Source organism: Mycobacterium shunyiense (genome assembly GCF_058270035.1).
Genome location: NZ_JBZDPT010000019.1, coordinates 174,719 through 189,470 on the forward strand (window position 1 = coordinate 174,719; position 14,752 = coordinate 189,470).

The 14,752-nt window shown below is 66.8% G+C and carries 20 protein-coding genes; 6 read left to right on the top strand and 14 right to left on the bottom strand.

Annotated features, from left to right (window positions below):
- Positions 1–35: 35 nt before the first annotated feature.
- From AC4ELS_RS12945 to AC4ELS_RS12965, 5 genes are all read left to right on the top strand, one after another.
- On the top strand, positions 36–416 hold the full coding sequence (locus AC4ELS_RS12945; protein ID WP_448443773.1) for a nitroreductase family deazaflavin-dependent oxidoreductase: 381 nt from the start codon (positions 36–38) through the stop codon (positions 414–416).
- Positions 417–782: 366 nt separating this feature from the next.
- Positions 783–1,748 carry an acyl-ACP desaturase gene (locus AC4ELS_RS12950; RefSeq protein ID WP_463791073.1) on the top strand — a complete coding sequence of 322 codons (966 nt, stop codon included), beginning with the start codon at positions 783–785 and terminating at the stop codon, positions 1,746–1,748.
- A gap of 136 nt (positions 1,749–1,884) precedes the next feature.
- Complete coding sequence (gene mddA / locus AC4ELS_RS12955) at positions 1,885–2,655, top strand: methanethiol S-methyltransferase (protein WP_448443777.1); 771 nt, start codon at positions 1,885–1,887, stop codon at positions 2,653–2,655.
- Between the two features lie 103 nt (positions 2,656–2,758).
- On the top strand, positions 2,759–2,893 hold the full coding sequence (locus AC4ELS_RS12960; RefSeq protein ID WP_269085843.1) for a hypothetical protein: 135 nt from the start codon (positions 2,759–2,761) through the stop codon (positions 2,891–2,893).
- A gap of 237 nt (positions 2,894–3,130) precedes the next feature.
- Entirely contained in the window at positions 3,131–3,802 is a 672-nt protein-coding gene (locus AC4ELS_RS12965) for a hypothetical protein (RefSeq protein ID WP_499047664.1), read from the top strand.
- Here the strand turns inward: AC4ELS_RS12965 and AC4ELS_RS12970 are convergent.
- From AC4ELS_RS12970 to AC4ELS_RS12985, 4 genes are all read right to left on the bottom strand, one after another.
- Positions 3,759–4,202 carry a pyridoxamine 5'-phosphate oxidase family protein gene (locus AC4ELS_RS12970; protein ID WP_498886217.1) on the bottom strand — a complete coding sequence of 148 codons (444 nt, stop codon included), beginning with the start codon at positions 4,200–4,202 and terminating at the stop codon, positions 3,759–3,761. The two genes, AC4ELS_RS12965 and AC4ELS_RS12970, sit on opposite strands and share 44 nt — an antisense overlap.
- Before the next feature lie 92 nt (positions 4,203–4,294).
- A complete protein-coding gene (locus AC4ELS_RS12975; protein ID WP_064882298.1) occupies positions 4,295–4,489 on the bottom strand; it encodes a hypothetical protein in 195 nt (64 codons plus the stop codon).
- Between the two features lie 63 nt (positions 4,490–4,552).
- Positions 4,553–5,122 carry a TetR/AcrR family transcriptional regulator gene (locus AC4ELS_RS12980; RefSeq protein WP_064882296.1) on the bottom strand — a complete coding sequence of 190 codons (570 nt, stop codon included), beginning with the start codon at positions 5,120–5,122 and terminating at the stop codon, positions 4,553–4,555.
- Positions 5,123–5,210: 88 nt separating this feature from the next.
- Positions 5,211–6,065: an oxygenase MpaB family protein gene (locus AC4ELS_RS12985; protein WP_064882294.1), complete on the bottom strand. Its 855-nt coding sequence runs from the start codon at positions 6,063–6,065 to the stop codon at positions 5,211–5,213.
- A 134-nt stretch (positions 6,066–6,199) separates the two neighbouring features.
- On the opposite strand from AC4ELS_RS12985, the gene AC4ELS_RS12990 reads away from it, so the two are divergent.
- Positions 6,200–7,048 carry an alpha/beta hydrolase gene (locus tag AC4ELS_RS12990; RefSeq protein ID WP_082941665.1) on the top strand — a complete coding sequence of 283 codons (849 nt, stop codon included), beginning with the start codon at positions 6,200–6,202 and terminating at the stop codon, positions 7,046–7,048.
- A gap of 16 nt (positions 7,049–7,064) precedes the next feature.
- Here the strand turns inward: AC4ELS_RS12990 and AC4ELS_RS12995 are convergent, their stop codons facing one another.
- The 10 genes from AC4ELS_RS12995 to AC4ELS_RS13040 all read right to left on the bottom strand — a co-directional run bounded on the left by AC4ELS_RS12995 (position 7,065) and on the right by AC4ELS_RS13040 (position 14,747).
- Entirely contained in the window at positions 7,065–7,829 is a 765-nt protein-coding gene (locus AC4ELS_RS12995; RefSeq protein ID WP_499047667.1) for an APH(3'') family aminoglycoside O-phosphotransferase, read from the bottom strand.
- Positions 7,830–7,832: 3 nt separating this feature from the next.
- Positions 7,833–8,060, bottom strand: a complete 228-nt coding sequence (locus AC4ELS_RS13000) for a hypothetical protein (protein ID WP_064882288.1) — start codon at positions 8,058–8,060, stop codon at positions 7,833–7,835.
- On the bottom strand, positions 8,057–8,542 hold the full coding sequence (mce1N, locus tag AC4ELS_RS13005) for a transport-regulating membrane protein Mce1N (protein ID WP_499047669.1): 486 nt from the start codon (positions 8,540–8,542) through the stop codon (positions 8,057–8,059). The genes AC4ELS_RS13000 and mce1N overlap by 4 nt, the downstream gene beginning before the upstream one ends.
- The gene (locus AC4ELS_RS13010) at positions 8,532–8,909 is read right to left on the bottom strand and encodes a hypothetical protein (RefSeq protein ID WP_498885882.1); all 378 of its coding nucleotides are present in this window, start codon (positions 8,907–8,909) and stop codon (positions 8,532–8,534) included. Before AC4ELS_RS13010 ends, mce1N begins: the two co-directional genes overlap by 11 nt.
- A gap of 20 nt (positions 8,910–8,929) precedes the next feature.
- Positions 8,930–9,364: a hypothetical protein gene (locus tag AC4ELS_RS13015; RefSeq protein ID WP_064882281.1), complete on the bottom strand. Its 435-nt coding sequence runs from the start codon at positions 9,362–9,364 to the stop codon at positions 8,930–8,932.
- On the bottom strand, positions 9,361–10,341 hold the full coding sequence (gene hemB, locus AC4ELS_RS13020) for a porphobilinogen synthase (protein ID WP_498885884.1): 981 nt from the start codon (positions 10,339–10,341) through the stop codon (positions 9,361–9,363). Before hemB ends, AC4ELS_RS13015 begins: the two co-directional genes overlap by 4 nt.
- Before the next feature lie 80 nt (positions 10,342–10,421).
- On the bottom strand, positions 10,422–12,098 hold the full coding sequence (locus tag AC4ELS_RS13025) for a bifunctional uroporphyrinogen-III C-methyltransferase/uroporphyrinogen-III synthase (RefSeq protein ID WP_448443790.1): 1,677 nt from the start codon (positions 12,096–12,098) through the stop codon (positions 10,422–10,424).
- The gene (hemC, locus tag AC4ELS_RS13030) at positions 12,095–13,030 is read right to left on the bottom strand and encodes a hydroxymethylbilane synthase (protein WP_448444183.1); all 936 of its coding nucleotides are present in this window, start codon (positions 13,028–13,030) and stop codon (positions 12,095–12,097) included. The genes AC4ELS_RS13025 and hemC overlap by 4 nt, the downstream gene beginning before the upstream one ends.
- Before the next feature lie 24 nt (positions 13,031–13,054).
- On the bottom strand, positions 13,055–14,410 hold the full coding sequence (locus tag AC4ELS_RS13035; protein WP_499047671.1) for a glutamyl-tRNA reductase: 1,356 nt from the start codon (positions 14,408–14,410) through the stop codon (positions 13,055–13,057).
- A 52-nt stretch (positions 14,411–14,462) separates the two neighbouring features.
- A complete protein-coding gene (locus AC4ELS_RS13040; RefSeq protein ID WP_448443793.1) occupies positions 14,463–14,747 on the bottom strand; it encodes a glutaredoxin family protein in 285 nt (94 codons plus the stop codon).
- Between the last annotated feature and the right edge of the window lie 5 nt (positions 14,748–14,752).

The following is a 14,752-nucleotide window of genomic DNA, read 5'->3' on the forward strand; positions in this document are numbered from 1 at the left end:
TGTGACCGCCGTCACGGCCAAGATTCAATGGGGCCATGCAACTCCCGCAATGGCTGGCGCGGCTCAACCGGTACGTCACCAACCCCATCCAGAAGCTCTGGGCCGGATGGGCACCCCTCTACGGCATCCTCGAACACGTCGGCCGCAAGTCCGGCACCCGCTACCGCACCCCGCTGTCGGTGTTCCCCGCCGACGGAGGCGTCGCGATCCTGCTCACCTACGGACCCAACCGCGACTGGCTCAAGAACATCACCGCAGCCGGCGGCGCGCAGATGCGCCGGCACGGCAAGACCATCCGACTCACCGATCCGCGGGTGGTGACGAAAGCCGAGGCCGCCGAGCATGTGAAGGGCCGGGTGCGGCGGCTCTTCGAACGCGTGCCGGTCGAACAGGCCGTGCTGCTGCGCCGGATCTGATCCGGTTCGCCGCGGTCGGCAAAAGCAAACAGTGGGAGAACTCACTTTCGTCCACGAACCGCCACCGTCGAGACGGGTCGAACCCGAAGTTGGCTGCTCGATTGCCGATGTAGCTCGTCTTCCCCGGCGAGCTACAAGTTGTGGTATCGGCTCCGCCAGCTAAGGTATCGGAGTCCCGCCACCGAAATGGGGGAGCCGGTGCAACGGGCGGGACAGCCTGTCGATGTCGAGCCCGCACCCCATACGGGTGCATTCACGCGTCGCTGGGATCGACCGAGATCGAAGCTCGGCAACACTGCCGGCCCGATTGCGCGACGAACAACATTCGTACCTGCGCGACGACGGGGCCAAAACTGGAGGGACTCTGTGCAGAGAAATTTGACCGACGACGAGATCCTCAAGGAACTTGAGCCGGTTGCCGAAGAAGGCCTCAATCACCATCTGAAGGTCGCCAAGGAGTGGCATCCGCACGACTACGTTCCGTGGGACCTCGGCCGCAACTTCGCGGCGCTGGGCGGTGAAGACTGGGCACCGGAGCAGTCGGGCCTGTCCGAAGTCGCCAAGGTCGCGATGATCACCAATCTGCTCACCGAGGACAACCTGCCGTCCTACCACCGCGGCGCGGCGAATCACTTCTCACTCGACCGGGCCTGGGGCCATTGGGTCAACCAGTGGACCGCCGAAGAGAACCGCCACGGCATCGTCATCCGCGACTACCTCGTCGTCACCCGTGGAGTGGACCCCGTCGCCCTGGAGCGCATGCGCATGGAACACATGCGCAACGGCTACGACCCCGACGAGGAAGAACGCGAGATTCACGAACCTGGCCCGCTGATGATCGCGGCTTATGCCACCCTGCAGGAACTCGCGACCCGCGTCAGCCACCGCAACACCGGCAAGATTTGCGACGACCCTCTGGCCGAGTCGATGCTGCAGCGCGTCGCGACCGACGAGAACCTGCACATGGTGTTCTACCGCAACGTGTTCTCCGCCGGTTTCGACCTCTCACCCGACCAGGCGATGGAGGCGGTGTGCGCCATCATCGAAGGGTTCCGGATGCCCGGGCGGGGAATGCCCAACTGGCGCCGCAACAGCGTGATCATGGCCAAGCACGGCATCTATGACCTGCGCCAACACCTCGAAGAGGTGGTGATGCCCAACGTCAAGAAATGGCGGATCTTCGAGCGCAACGACGTGAGCGCAGTCGGCGAGAAGCGCCGCGAGCAACTCGCCACCTACCTGGAGGATCTGCAGAAGCAGGTCCTCAGGTTCGAGGAGCAGCGCGACCGCATGCTGGCGCGCGAGGCCGCCAAGGCGGAGCGTTCCGCCTAGACAGACCGGCGAGAGTAGGCGCGGACACTGCCGTAAACCCCTGTTCACCTGGGGATACAAGGTCTACCGTGAATAGGCCACTACTGCGGTAGGCAGCAGGGCGCGGCATCTGTCCCATCGGTGGCAGGAGGTCACCATGAAGCGCCTACTCATCATCGGCTACGGCATCGCGAGCTATCTCCTCTTCGTGGTGTCGTTCCTCTACGCGATCGGGTTCATCGGCAATTTCGTGGTGCCGCGCACGGTCGATTCCGGCATCGCCGCCCCCACCGCCGAGGCCGTACTCGTCAACCTGTTGCTGCTGTCGGTGTTCGCCATCCAGCACAGCGTGATGGCCCGTCCGTGGTTCAAGGACCGATGGACGCGGATCGTCCCGCAAGTCATCGAACGCAGCACGTACGTGTTGCTCTCCAGCCTGGCACTGCTCCTCTTGTACTGGCAGTGGCGCACCATGCCCGCGATCGTGTGGGACGTGGAATCCACTGCGGGCCGGGTGATTCTGTGGGCGCTGTTCTGGCTGGGCTGGGCCACGGTGTTCGCCTCGACGTTCATGATCAACCACTTCGACCTGTTCGGGTTACGGCAGGTGTGGCTGAACTGGCGCGGCCGGCCGTACAGCGAACTCGGGTTCCAGACGGTGATGTTCTACCGGGTGATCCGGCACCCGATCATGGCCGGGTTCATCATCGCGTTCTGGGCCATCCCGACGATGACCGCGGGCCATCTGTTGTTCGCGGCGGTCAGCACCGCCTACATCCTGGTGGCGATCCAACTCGAAGAGCGCGACCTGGTGGACAACCTGGGTGATCAGTACCGCGACTACCGGCACCGGGTGGCGATGTTGGCTCCCGGTCTGCACCTCGGCCACGACGACCCCACCCCGAAGGTCAGGCACCGGCCCGCATAGCGGTGGCTCAATGGTGTCGACGGTCGAAAACCGCCGACTGGCTTTTAATTTTTTCTGATGTATGGTCGGGCTCAGTGATTGTTTGCGAGTAAAAGGAGCAACGATGGCTGATAAATCCCAAGGTCGCACGCCCAAAAAACCGGCGATGACCATCAAGGAACGGCGAGCAGCAAAACGTGACAAGGCCGCCGAGTCCGGGGAGATCGTTCCAAGAAGGAAGCGCCCCGACCGCGTTTAGCGGCCTAGAGTGCATTTTTTCACGGTTACATGCCGCCGGAGCACCCGGGTGAACGGTTCCCACCCGGGTGGCACGGAAATTGATTCCCGTTGAATTTGCATATTGAATCAGGGCATTCGACGCTCCGATCCAATCGGATCCTTAATTTATTTATCGGGGCGGATCATTTGTGCAAAAAAATGGCGGACAGCAGCATGAAAATTTGCGACGGGACTGAGATCGGCGGGTGGAATTGCAGTGGCGGATCGAGAGGCCGCCGGCCCGCAGGTACTGATGCTCGGTTGGCTGACCGACCTCTCCGGCTCTGTCACCGCCTCGCTGAGGCGCGCCGCCATCGCGGTCAAACACGCACATCCGCCGTGTGCCCGGGTGCCGATCCGGGCACCTTGGCACACCACCGGTTCGCCCGCACCGCTGCTGAGCGCAGCCGAAATCGACTCGATCGAGTCGGTGATCACCATTTTCGACGGGCGTTCGGTGCGATCCCGGTTCGGCGGGCGCCGAACCATCGCGTGGCACAGGCGATTACGCGCCTGTGAGAACGAAGCGTGCGAGTTGGCGACCGCGACCGCCCTCACGGTGGGGGCGCGTCGGGTCCTGTTGATCTGCGACGCCCGGCGGCTACCTCCTGGCCGCCGGGCGATCGCGCTGCGATGGACCCGTGGCCTGACGCACCGAATCGGCTATGAGTGCCTGGTCAACGGGTTGCCCGAACTCGCGGCCAGCTGTGCGGTAATCAACACCGACGACGATGTCCGCGAGGTCGCCGCAGCTGTCGTGTCGTGGCACACCGGCCATGACGCCGACCGGCAGCGGTGGCCATTGCATCCGATCGCGCGAAATACGGGCACGCGAGATACCGGCGTCACGCCCGCCAGTTCAGCACCTCACCGGAACCCGCAGTCATGACCGTGCCCGGCATCACCCGCAGCCGGTAAGGAGTCAATCGCCACGCGGCGAACTGATCCGACGACGGCCCGTCGCTCCACTGCGGGATGATGTGCGGGTCATACCCCACCGGCGCCGGTCCGTTCGCGAAACGGTCCCACACCTGCGTGCAGGTCTCGTCGTCGGTGTACCACTCCACCAGGCAGTCCGCTGCACAGGTGTCGTGGTTGGTGGTCCAGTAGCTGACCGAGACGTGCGGATGCACTGCCAGGTGCGCGCGTTTAACCGGAGTGGGCACGGTGGCGACCCAACCGAACAGATCGGTGCCGTCCCACTCCCAGATCGGGTGCAGGATGCGGGTGCGGGGTTGACCGTCGGCGTCGACGGTGGCCACCGAGGCCCACACGATCTGATGGGCCATCGTCACGAAGGCAGGGGCGATCCGGTCCAGCGAGTTAACAGTCACATCGCCACAGTAGGCATGGCACAACCGGCGACGGCGCAGGTTGGTGGTTACTTCTTGCTTTCGGGCTGGCCGTAGATGGGGTTGCCGTCGTCATCGACCCAGTCGTTGACGGCGGTGCCGGACACCGTGCCGTGGCTGCCCGGCAGCGTGACGGTGGGGCGGGAGTCGTCATAGGAGCTCATGACGCGCTCGGCTTCCTTGCGGTTCTCTTCACTGATGGGCGGGGGCTTGTTGGTGGTCATCCGTACCGGCTGCCCGAAAATGTGAGCTACCAAACACTTCGGCGCCCCCGACTTGGTCGTCGATCAGGCTGAAACGGTGCGCAGCGACACCGGCAGACTTGGCAGGAAATGGCGGGTGGCGAACGCCCGGATGTCCTCGGCCGTATCGAGCGGCTCGACGCTGGGCAGCAACAGGACCATCCCGGCGTAACGCAGGATGGTGTCGGCCAGGTCGTTGACCGCCTGCGCACCGATCCGGTCGGCGAACCCGGCCGGGAAGATCACCTTGAGCGCCGCGGCCATCCGTTCGATCGCCGCACCGTAGTGGGTGTGCAGCAGCTCCATGACCAGAGCCGGCTCATCGGCGATCAACTGGTTGAGCACATGGTGGCGCCGGAACCGCAGAATCGAGAGCGTGAACGCCTCGACATAATAATTCGATTGCGGCCCGGCATCTTTCAACTCGTTGGCGATGTCCGCGAACAGCGCGACGTTCTCCCGCTCGATCACCGCCGCCACCAATTCGTCACGATTGGCGAATCGGCGGTAGATCGTGGTGCGGCTGACCCCGGCCCGCCGCGCGACATCGTCGAGCGCGACCCGGCGCAGGCCGTGCCGCTCGAACTCGACGAGGGCCGCGTCCAGGATTGCCACCGTCGCGGGCGACGAATCAGGGCCCGTCGTGGGCGACGAATCAGGGCCCGTCGCGGGCGACGAATCGGCTCCCGTCGCGGGCGACGAATCAAACCTGGGCATAGCCCTTTTGCGCAAATTTGTTGTAGCGCACGCTCATCGGTAGATGGTCCCACACCCAGTTCACCGGGCGGGTCCGCCAGACGGCGGCGAACCGCTGATAATTGCGTTCCTGACGCTCGCTCCACGGCAGGTCGAGCAGGTCACGGGCGCGCGGCGGCAGGCCCCCCGCGGTCAGGAATGCCGCGACCGGGTCGAACACCGTGGCCACCACGCGCCACGCGGCCGGGTGCACCCCCTTCGGGCAGGGAAAGCCCTTGGTGACATAGCCGACGCCGTAGCGGGCAGATTTGTGCGGGACCGCCACCTCGTTCATCATCCGGTCCCAGTACTGCTCGAATTCGGCGTAGGTGGCCGGCATCGGCCGGTCGCTGACGCCGTAGCGGCGGTACCAGGTCTTGGACTCCAGATAGATCTGTTCCTTCTCGGCGTCGCTGAGCCGTTTGACGAAGGTGTCGGCGAAGTAGAGAACCTGCTCGACGAACGTCGCATGCGCCCAGAAGTACGTGTCGGGATCCAGTGCGTGGTAACGGGACCCGTCCGGCATATCGCCCTTGACGTGGTGGTGGAAGTCGCGGACCTGGGTGCCGGCGTTCTCATCCTCGGTGCCGTACACGGTGCGGAAGATCGGCGGGATGGTGCGCTTGAGCCGCTCGGCGGTGTCGGAGAAGAACGTCGAATGGTCGAGCACGCCCTGGCCCAGTTCGGCCAGCATGTTCTGCAGAACGGCCGGCCGGGGACCGATCAGGTACATCCGGTTGTCGCCGAAGTACTTCCAGACCAGTGATTGCGGCCCGAGAGGCAGGGCGTCGGTCTGCTGGGGCTGCTCGGCCAATTCCGTCATGGACACAGTGTTACAGATTGTGAACTTTGTACCAAGTGCTCTGTGATCGGGCTCACCGAACCGGGTGGGCGGCGTTATCGCGCTGTGGCCGGACCGTGTCATCTGCTGAGACCCATGGTTGGAATGATGCGCAGGTGACCTCGCTGACCCGCCGTGACGCGCTGCGTCTAGGTGTCACCGGCGCGGGTGTCGCGGGACTGATGGCATTGGGCAGCCTGCTCGATCCGCCGACGCCCCGCGCATCTCCGGGCCCCAACCAGACGGCCCCCGCGGGCAGCCCGTTACCGACCCGCGAATCGGGGACGTTCACCTCCGCGGCCCGCGGCGGAGTCGAAACCAACTGGATCATCGCCCGCCCGCCGGGCCAGCACGGCCCACTGCGTCCGGTGATCGCCCTGCACGGGATGGACAACGACGCCGCCGGCGTGATGGACCTGGGCATTCCGGAGGCGCTGGGCCGGCTGACCGCGGCCGGCCGACCGCCGTTCGCAGTGGTCAGTGTCGATGGCGGCAACTCGTTCTGGCGCCGTCGAGCCTCTGGTGGGGACTCCGGGGCAATGGTGCTCAACGAACTGATCCCGATGTTGGGTACCAAGGGCATCGACACCTCGCGAGTGGCCTTCATGGGCTGGTCGATGGGCGGCTACGGCGCCATGCTGTTGGGCGCCAGACTGGGCGCGGCGCGCACCGCGGCGGTCTGCGCGATCAGCCCGGCGCTGTACCTGACGTACTGGGGCGCGCCACCCGACGCCTTCGACAGCCTCGAAGACTGGCAGCAGAACTCGGCGCTGAGACTGCTACCGGCGCTGGGGTCGATCCCGCTACGCATCGACTGCGGCACCGGCGACGGGTTCTACGCAGCGACCCGAATGTTCGTCAACCAACTGCCGAGGACCCCGGCCACCGGCTTCTACCCCGGCGGACACGATCAGGAGTTCTGGCGCGCGCACTTGTCCGATGAGTTGGCCTGGCTCGATTCCTGAACCGCGCCTTGGGTACTCATCCCCAGGTCAGTGGATCGAGCGCGAGATAGAACCGCAGCCGCTCCGGATCCACCTCTGCCGGGTAGCCCGAGGCCAGTCCCGCCGCGGCTGCCTCGGCGAAACCGGGGAAGGTGTCGGCAGTGTTGGCCAACAGCAGCGCCAGGTCGGCGTGACGATCCGCCAGGCCCAGGCGGCCAAGGTCGACGAAACCCTCGACAATGAACCGGTCGGGGTCGATCAGGATGTTCGGCAGGCACAGATCGCCATGGCACACCACCTGATCGTCGGCCTCCTGCCGGCGGCGCAGTTCGGTCTCGCGTTCGACGCGGGCCAGCAGTTCACCGGCTGGGACGTCCCGGTCCTCGTCGCGCAGGAACTCCGGGGCGACCGCGCCCGCGGCGACCACCGAGCGGGCCCGGGACAGCATGTCGTCGAGATCGCGGCGGAAGGGACATTCGGCGGGCGCGATGCCGTGCAGGGTGCGGACCGCCGCCACGATCGAGGGCCAGGCCGTCCGCAGTGCCGTTTCCGTGAGCCGATCGGCTGCGATGCCGCCGACGGCACTGGTGACCAGGACGGCGCCGCCGTCCTCGGTCCTACCCCAATCGATGACCGCAGGCACCGGCAGCCCGCGACCATGCGCCCACGACACCCGGTCCCGCTCCGCAACCAGATCGGCCACCGCCGCGACGTCGACCACCTTCGCGTACCGGGAACCGTCCGCGTTCCGGAACACCCCGGCGCCGGATTCACCGCGCGTGACAGGCTGCCAATCGGTCACGGGTCAGCGACGCAACCGCGCGATACCCAACACGGTCAGTACGCCCGCCAGACCGGCGAGCACCAAGGCCAGCACCAGCATCGGCGCCGAATAGCTGATCGCGGTGGTCGGGGGCTCACCGTCGAGCACGGGCGCCACCTGGATCGTGGTCGACGCCGCGATCCAGCTCAGCACACAACCCACCGCGGCAACGGCAGCCACCACGAACTCCAGCACGGCCCGGCGTTTCACGGCATGCGCTCCTCGACCAGCGGGGTCAGCGCCTCACGCAGCTTCCGGTGCTTGCGCGCCCAGGCCTGGGCCCCGCGGTTACCGGTGAGCTTCAGCCCGATACCGGTCCGGCCGCGCGGCACCCCGCTGAGCTCGCCGAGGGCACGGTCGGACTGCCATTTCGGCGACTCCGAGCCCGATGCCTCCGGGTATATCGACACGATCTCGTCGAGCTGAATCGTCTCGGCGCCCTGGCGCAGCGTTTGGGCGGTCAACTCGACCGAGGTGTGGATGCGCGCCGCCTTGATCTGAATGGCGACGAACACCGACACCAACACCAGGAACACGATCGGGATCCACAGGTCCTGACCGTAGCCGCCGGTCATCTGCAGAATCGCCATGCCGATCCCGGCGAACGGTCCGAGCAGGAGCCAGCCCCAACTGGCGCCCTGCTCGTAGAACAGCACTTCAGAGGCAACCTTGTTCACCGGTTCACTCTCCATGGTCACCCCTCCGCAATGGCAGCGCGCTCACGCCGGTTCCCACGATGAGCGGGAGCAGCGCGACCAGCACGAGAACGTTGAGGCCGGTCAACAGCACCAGGACCACGATAGCCAGCGACAATGCCACCGCCGCGCGCCGGTGGCGATCATCTGAGCGGCTGCGGCCCGCCAGGAAAGCCATACCGAGGCCCGCCAGCACGGTGAGTGCTCCGATCCCCCGGTACAACATCGTGTTCACGCCGGGCGGGATGCTCGCCGAAACCGCGAGCATGCCGCCGGCGATCAACAACACCGAGCCGACCAACCAGCAGCCGAATCCGATGGTCGCGCGGCGCGACGGGGAGGAGTGCGATGACGGCGAAGACATTGTCGGGAAGCGTAGCGAAATCAGCGGGTGAAGAAGCCGTCGGCGTCCTTGCGGTGCAGCAGGTACAGGCCACCCGCGATCAGCACCGACCCCACGATCGCGGTGACCGCGTATCCCATCGCCGCCGCATCCTGGCGTTCGCCGGTCAACAGGCTGCTGATCGCGTGCAGTACCGAGACGATTCCCCCACTGGTCAACAGCGTGCGGGCCCAGCGATATCCCTGCCGCATCAGCATCAGGAAGGCCACCACGATCGACGACAGCACCACCACGAACATCACCGAGAAGACGACCGTCATGGACCGTTGCACACCAGTGCCGGATCCGGTCAACGCGTCGATCAGATACCCGACCACCATCAGCACCAGTGCGGCAGTCCACAGCCAGAATCCGGTGTCGACGTCGTCGGGACGACCGGTCGGGCTCGGTTCCTGTTCGGTCCCCGGATCGGTCACGCGAGCCAGCCGGCCACGTCGGCCGCCCAATAGGTCAGCACGATGTCGGCCCCGGCTCGCCGGATTCCGGTCAACGACTCCAGTGCAGCGGCCTGCAGGTCGATCCAGCCGTTGGCCGCAGCGGCGCAGATCATCGAGTACTCCCCCGAAATCTGGTATGCGGCAACGGGTACCGGTGAAATGTCAGCGGCGGCGCGCACCACATCCAGGTAACTCATCGCCGGCTTGACCATCACGATGTCGGCGCCCTCGTCGATGTCGAGTTCGACCTCGTGCACGGCTTCGCGGATATTGCCCGGATCCTGTTGGTAGGTACGCCGATCCCCGACCAGGCTGGACGACACCGCTTCGCGGAACGGGCCGTAGAACGCCGAGGCGAACTTGGCCGCATAGGCCAGGATGGCCACATCGGCGTGCCCGGCCGCATCGAGACCGTCGCGGATGGCGGCCACCTGACCGTCCATCATTCCGCTGGGGCCCACCACGTGTGCACCCGATTCCGCTTGTGCCACCGCAAGTTCCACATAGCGCAGGTTGGTCGCGTCATTATCGACCCGACCCGCGGCATCGAGCACGCCACAGTGCCCGTGGTCGGTGAACTCGTCCAGGCAGGTGTCGGCCATCAGGACGGTCGCGTCACCCAGATCCTTGGCCAGGTCCCGCAACGCCACGTTGAGGATGCCGCCCGGATCGACGCCGACGGCACCGGTCGGATCCTTGTCCTCGTCACGGGGCACTCCGAACAGCATCAGACCACCCACGCCGGCCGCCACCGCATCGGCGGCCGCCTGGCGCAACGAATCCCTGGTGTGCTGCACCACGCCGGGCATCGAGGAGATCGGGCGCGGCTCATCGATCCCGTCGGCGACGAACATCGGCAGCACCAGATGCCGTGGCTCCAAAGAGGTTTGAGCCACCAGTCGACGCATCGCCGGCGTGGACCGCAGCCGGCGCGGACGATGCCTGGGGTAACCCATTACGCCTCTCCCATCCTCGAAACGGCATTCCAGCAGGAAAAGTTCGAGTACGGCCCTGCCGGAATGCGGTTTCGGCGAAACTAGCGCCTACGGCTCTTCTTGCGCGGCGGGGGCAGCGCCCCCTCGGCCCGCAGTCGAGCGGCGTGCTCGGCAAGCGCATCGACCAGAGGTCCCACCGCGGCCGACTCGGGCTGCACATCCACCCGCAGGCCGAATTCCGCTGCGGTTTCAGCAGTTTTGGGTCCGATGCAGGCCACGATGGTCCGGGCGTGCGGCTTGCCGGCGATACCGACAAGGTTGCGCACCGTGGAGCTCGAGGTGAAGCAGACCGCGTCGAAGCCGCCGGTCTTGATCATCTCGCGGGTCTGCGCCGGCGGCGGAGCCGCACGCACGGTGCGGTAGGCCGTGACGTCCTCGATCTCCCAGCCGCGCTCACGCAGGCCCTCGGCCAGCGTCTCGGTGGCGATGTCGGCGCGGGGCAGCAGCACCCGGTTCACCGGGTCGAAAACCTCGTCGAACGGCGGGAACTCGTCGAGCAGGCCCAGCGAGGACTGCTCACCCGACGGCACCAGCTCAGGATTGATGCCGAAGGCCCGGACCTTGTCGGCGGTCGCCTGTCCGACACACGCGATCTTCACGCCGGAGAACGCCCGCGCGTCCAGGCCGAACTCGTTGAACTTCTCCCAGACCGCACGCACGGCGTTGGTCGAGGTGAACACCACCCACTGGAACCGGCCGTCGACCAGGCCCTTGACCGCACGCTCCATCTGCGCGGGGCTGCGCGGCGGCTCGACGGCGATGGTCGGGACCTCGATCGGCAGGGCGCCGTGGCCCACGAGCCGGTCGCTCATCTCCCCGGCCTGGTCCTTGGTGCGCGGCACCAGCACGGTCCAGCCGTACAGGGCGCGGCTCTCCCACCAGTTCAGCTTGGCGCGGTTGGCCACGGTCTTGCCGATGGTGACGACCAGCGGACCGGTCAGAGGCCCGGCCAGCTCGCTTCCGGCCGGCTTCTCCAGCACGGCCTTGTCGAGCAGGCCACCGAGCGTGGTTTCCACCGAGCGCTGCTGGCAGGTGGTGCCGCTCGCGGTCACCACTGCCGGGGTGCCGTCGACCAGGCCCTGCTCGATCAGGGTGCGGGCGGCATCCGGCAGGTGCGACGCGGTCGCGTGCAAGATCAGCGGCCCGGGCGCGGCGGCCAGCGCCGCCCAGTCCACGTCACCGCGGACATCGGCCACGGTGTGCGCCGACCCCAGCGGCAGGCCCGCGTAGGTGGGCACCGCGCTGGTGGCGGGCAGACCGGGGACGATCTCGAAGTTCATGTGGGACTTGGCCAGCGCACCGATCTCGGTGATGACGGCGTCCACGGACAGCGGGTCACCGGAGACCAGGCGGACCACGTCGTAGCCGTGGCGGGCCTCGGCGATCAGCGTCTTGGCCACCTCGGCAGGGTCACCGAGAGCGGGGCGGACCTCGGGCCCACCCGCGATGATGGCGGCTTGCGCCGTGTCGGGGGTTCCGGCGGCATCCTCACCGGCGGCGGCGGCCTTGGCCGGCTCGGCCGGGGCCGGGCCGGATGCCGGCGGCAGCTCGGTGCCGATCAGCGCCAGCACAGCTTCGGGGACGTCGGGATCGGTGAACACCAACTCGGCGTGCGCCAGTACAGTTTGCGCCCGTGCCGTCAGCAGCCCCGGATCTCCCGGGCCCGAGCCCACAAATGTGATGCGGCCGGGCTTCGCCTTGCGACCTCGCATGGTCATTCTTCACTCCCGCGCTCTACCAACAGCTCGCGTGCACCCAACTCGAAAAGCTCCGCAGCCACCGAGACACCCAAGTCAGCGGCCCGATCGGGAGTTCCGATGCCGGACGCACGGATCACGTCGGATCCGTCCAGCGTCGCCACGCAGCCGCGCAACGACACCTCTTCGAAGACATTGCCGTCCTCATCGATGGACTCGACCACTTCTGCGATCGCTCCCACCGGTGCGGAACAGCCCGCCTCCAGTTCGGCGAGCAGGGTCCGTTCGGCGATGACCGCGGCGCGCGTGTCGGCGTCATCCAACACCGACAGCACCGAAATCAGCTCGGTGTCGCCGGAGCGGCATTCCACCGCGAGCGCACCTTGAGCCGGCGCTGGCAACATCTGCACCGGCTCGAGCGACTCCGTGACTTGATCGAGACGTCCGATACGGGCCAGACCCGCTCGGGCGACCACGATGGCGTCGAGATCGCCGCTCGTAACCCTGTTCAACCTGGTATCTAGGTTGCCTCGTAGGGGGCGGATTTCCAAACCGAGACCCAGTGCTCTAAGCTGCGCGGCCCGTCGCGCACTCGACGTGCCGATCACGGACCCCGCCGGCAACTCCCCGAGCACCAATCCGTCACGCGCCACCAGCGCATCACGAGGGTCCTCACGGCGCGGGACGGCGGCGATCACGAACCGATCGTCACGCGCGGTGGGCAAATCTTTGTAGGAGTGAACGGCCATGTCCACCCGGCCGTCGTGGATCGCCTCCCGCAGCGCCGCGGTGAAGACCCCGACGCCGATGTCGGCGATGGGGCCCTGGTTGCGGTCGCCCTCGGTCGAGATGATCACCAACTCGCAGGGGTGGCCTGCGGCCCGTAAAGCGTCCCTGATGGTGCCGGCCTGCGTGGTCGCCAGCAGGCTACCCCGGGTGCCGATCCGGATCACCGTATCGCGCGTTTCTACCAAGCTCTACTCAGACTTATCGAGATCTGTTGTCATAAAGGGCAATTCGCTGGCCGCCACAGCTTCGACGGCTTGCGGATCGAGTTCGAACAGCTCCCGCAGAGCCTCTGCGTAGCTGTCCCCGCCAGGCGCGCTGGCGAGTTGTTTCACCCGCACCGTGGGTGCGTGCAAAAGCTTGTCGACGACACGGCGGACCGTCTTGGCCACCTCGTCGCGGTGCGCTGCCTCCAGTTCGGGCAGCCGGTTGTCCAGGCGCAACAACTCGGCCTCGACCACGTCGGCGGCGCGTTGCCGCAGCGCGGTGACGGTCGGGGTGACCTCGGCCATCCGCTGGCCGGCGAGGTAGTTGGCAACCTCGGTGGCAACGATCGTGCGGGCCGCATCGGCGTCGGTGGCCGCGGCCCGCGCCGACGGCTCCCGCTGAATCCGGTCCATGTCGACAACCCAGACACCGGGCAGCCCGGACACCGCCGGATCCACGTCGCGGGGCATGCCGAGGTCACAGATGACCAGCTGCCGATCGCCGGCGGCGGCGTCGCGCTGCGCCAGGGCGTGGTGCACGTCGGCCAAGGAGACCACCGGGCGTACCGCCCCGGTGCTGCTGACCACGACATCGGAATCGGCCAGCGCTTCCGGGAGCTGGTCCAGGCAGAATGCCTGCGCCTGCGCGCCCTGCTCGGTGAGGTTCGCCGCGAGGCGCTGGGCCCGCGGAAGCGAGCGGTTCACCACATTGACCCGTTCGATCCCGGCCCGCACCAGGTGCGCACCGGCCAGGGCGCCCATCGAGCCCGCGCCGATCACCGCTGCGCTGCGGCCGGCGAGACCGCCATTGAGCTTGGTTTCGGCCATCCCGAGAGCCACCGAGACCACCGAGGCTCCCGCGGCGTCGATCCCGGTCTCGGAATGCACCCGCTTGCCAACGTTGAGGGCCCGCTGGGCCAGCTCGTGCAGGGTGCGCCCGACGGTCTGGTGTTCCTCGGCCGTCGCGTAGGCGCGACGCACCTGGCCCAGCACCTGGGCTTCACCGATGACGGCCGAGTCCAGGCCGCTGGTCACCGCGAACAGGTGCTCGACGGCGGCCTCGGCGTACCGGACGTAGGCGTATTTGGTGAGATCGTTCAGCGACATGCCGGAGTGATCGGAGAGCACCTGCCCGATGATCGACAGGCCGCCGTGGAAGGCCTCGACCACGGCGTATACCTCGACGCGGTTGCAGGTGGACAGAACCATGGCCTCGGTGACCAACGAGGATCGGAGGACCTCGTCGATGATCTTGGCCTGATCGGATTCGTCAGTGCTCAACTGCTCGAGAACAGACACCGGCGCGCTGCGGTGCGAAACCCCGAATAGCAGCACACTCACGGCTTCATCACCACGTCACCAAGGTAATCGTTTCCGGCCCGCCCACCAAATTTCATCTGGTGGGAAGGTCAGCCCTAAGCGCCTGCTCGTCGACTTCCCAATAGCTGTGCTGGGCCCCGTTCAGCAAAATCACCGGCAACAGATCGCCGTAGCGGGCCCGCAGCGCGGTGTCGCCCGCATCGGCGGCAACGTCCACGTCCGTGGTCACCAGCTCGAAGTCCAGTTCTTCATGCAATGCGGCCAGCTCCTGCGCCGCCCGCGCACACATGCTGCAGCCCGCCCGGGTCAGCAACGTCACAGTGGCCCGACCGCCGGTACCCGCCTGCTCACCCTCCACAGCGC

Coding starts and splice junctions, on each gene's coding strand:
- AC4ELS_RS12945 (WP_448443773.1), top strand. CDS start 36: ATGCAACTCCCGCAATGGCTGGCGCGGCTCAACCGGTACGTCACCAAC.
- mddA (WP_448443777.1), top strand. CDS start 1,885: ATGAAGCGCCTACTCATCATCGGCTACGGCATCGCGAGCTATCTCCTC.
- AC4ELS_RS12960 (WP_269085843.1), top strand. CDS start 2,759: ATGGCTGATAAATCCCAAGGTCGCACGCCCAAAAAACCGGCGATGACC.
- AC4ELS_RS12970 (WP_498886217.1), bottom strand. CDS start 4,202: ATGGCCCATCAGATCGTGTGGGCCTCGGTGGCCACCGTCGACGCCGAC.
- AC4ELS_RS12975 (WP_064882298.1), bottom strand. CDS start 4,489: ATGACCACCAACAAGCCCCCGCCCATCAGTGAAGAGAACCGCAAGGAA.
- AC4ELS_RS12985 (WP_064882294.1), bottom strand. CDS start 6,065: ATGACGGAATTGGCCGAGCAGCCCCAGCAGACCGACGCCCTGCCTCTC.
- mce1N (WP_499047669.1), bottom strand. CDS start 8,542: ATGGAGAGTGAACCGGTGAACAAGGTTGCCTCTGAAGTGCTGTTCTAC.
- AC4ELS_RS13010 (WP_498885882.1), bottom strand. CDS start 8,909: ATGTCTTCGCCGTCATCGCACTCCTCCCCGTCGCGCCGCGCGACCATC.
- hemB (WP_498885884.1), bottom strand. CDS start 10,341: ATGGGTTACCCCAGGCATCGTCCGCGCCGGCTGCGGTCCACGCCGGCG.
- AC4ELS_RS13025 (WP_448443790.1), bottom strand. CDS start 12,098: ATGACCATGCGAGGTCGCAAGGCGAAGCCCGGCCGCATCACATTTGTG.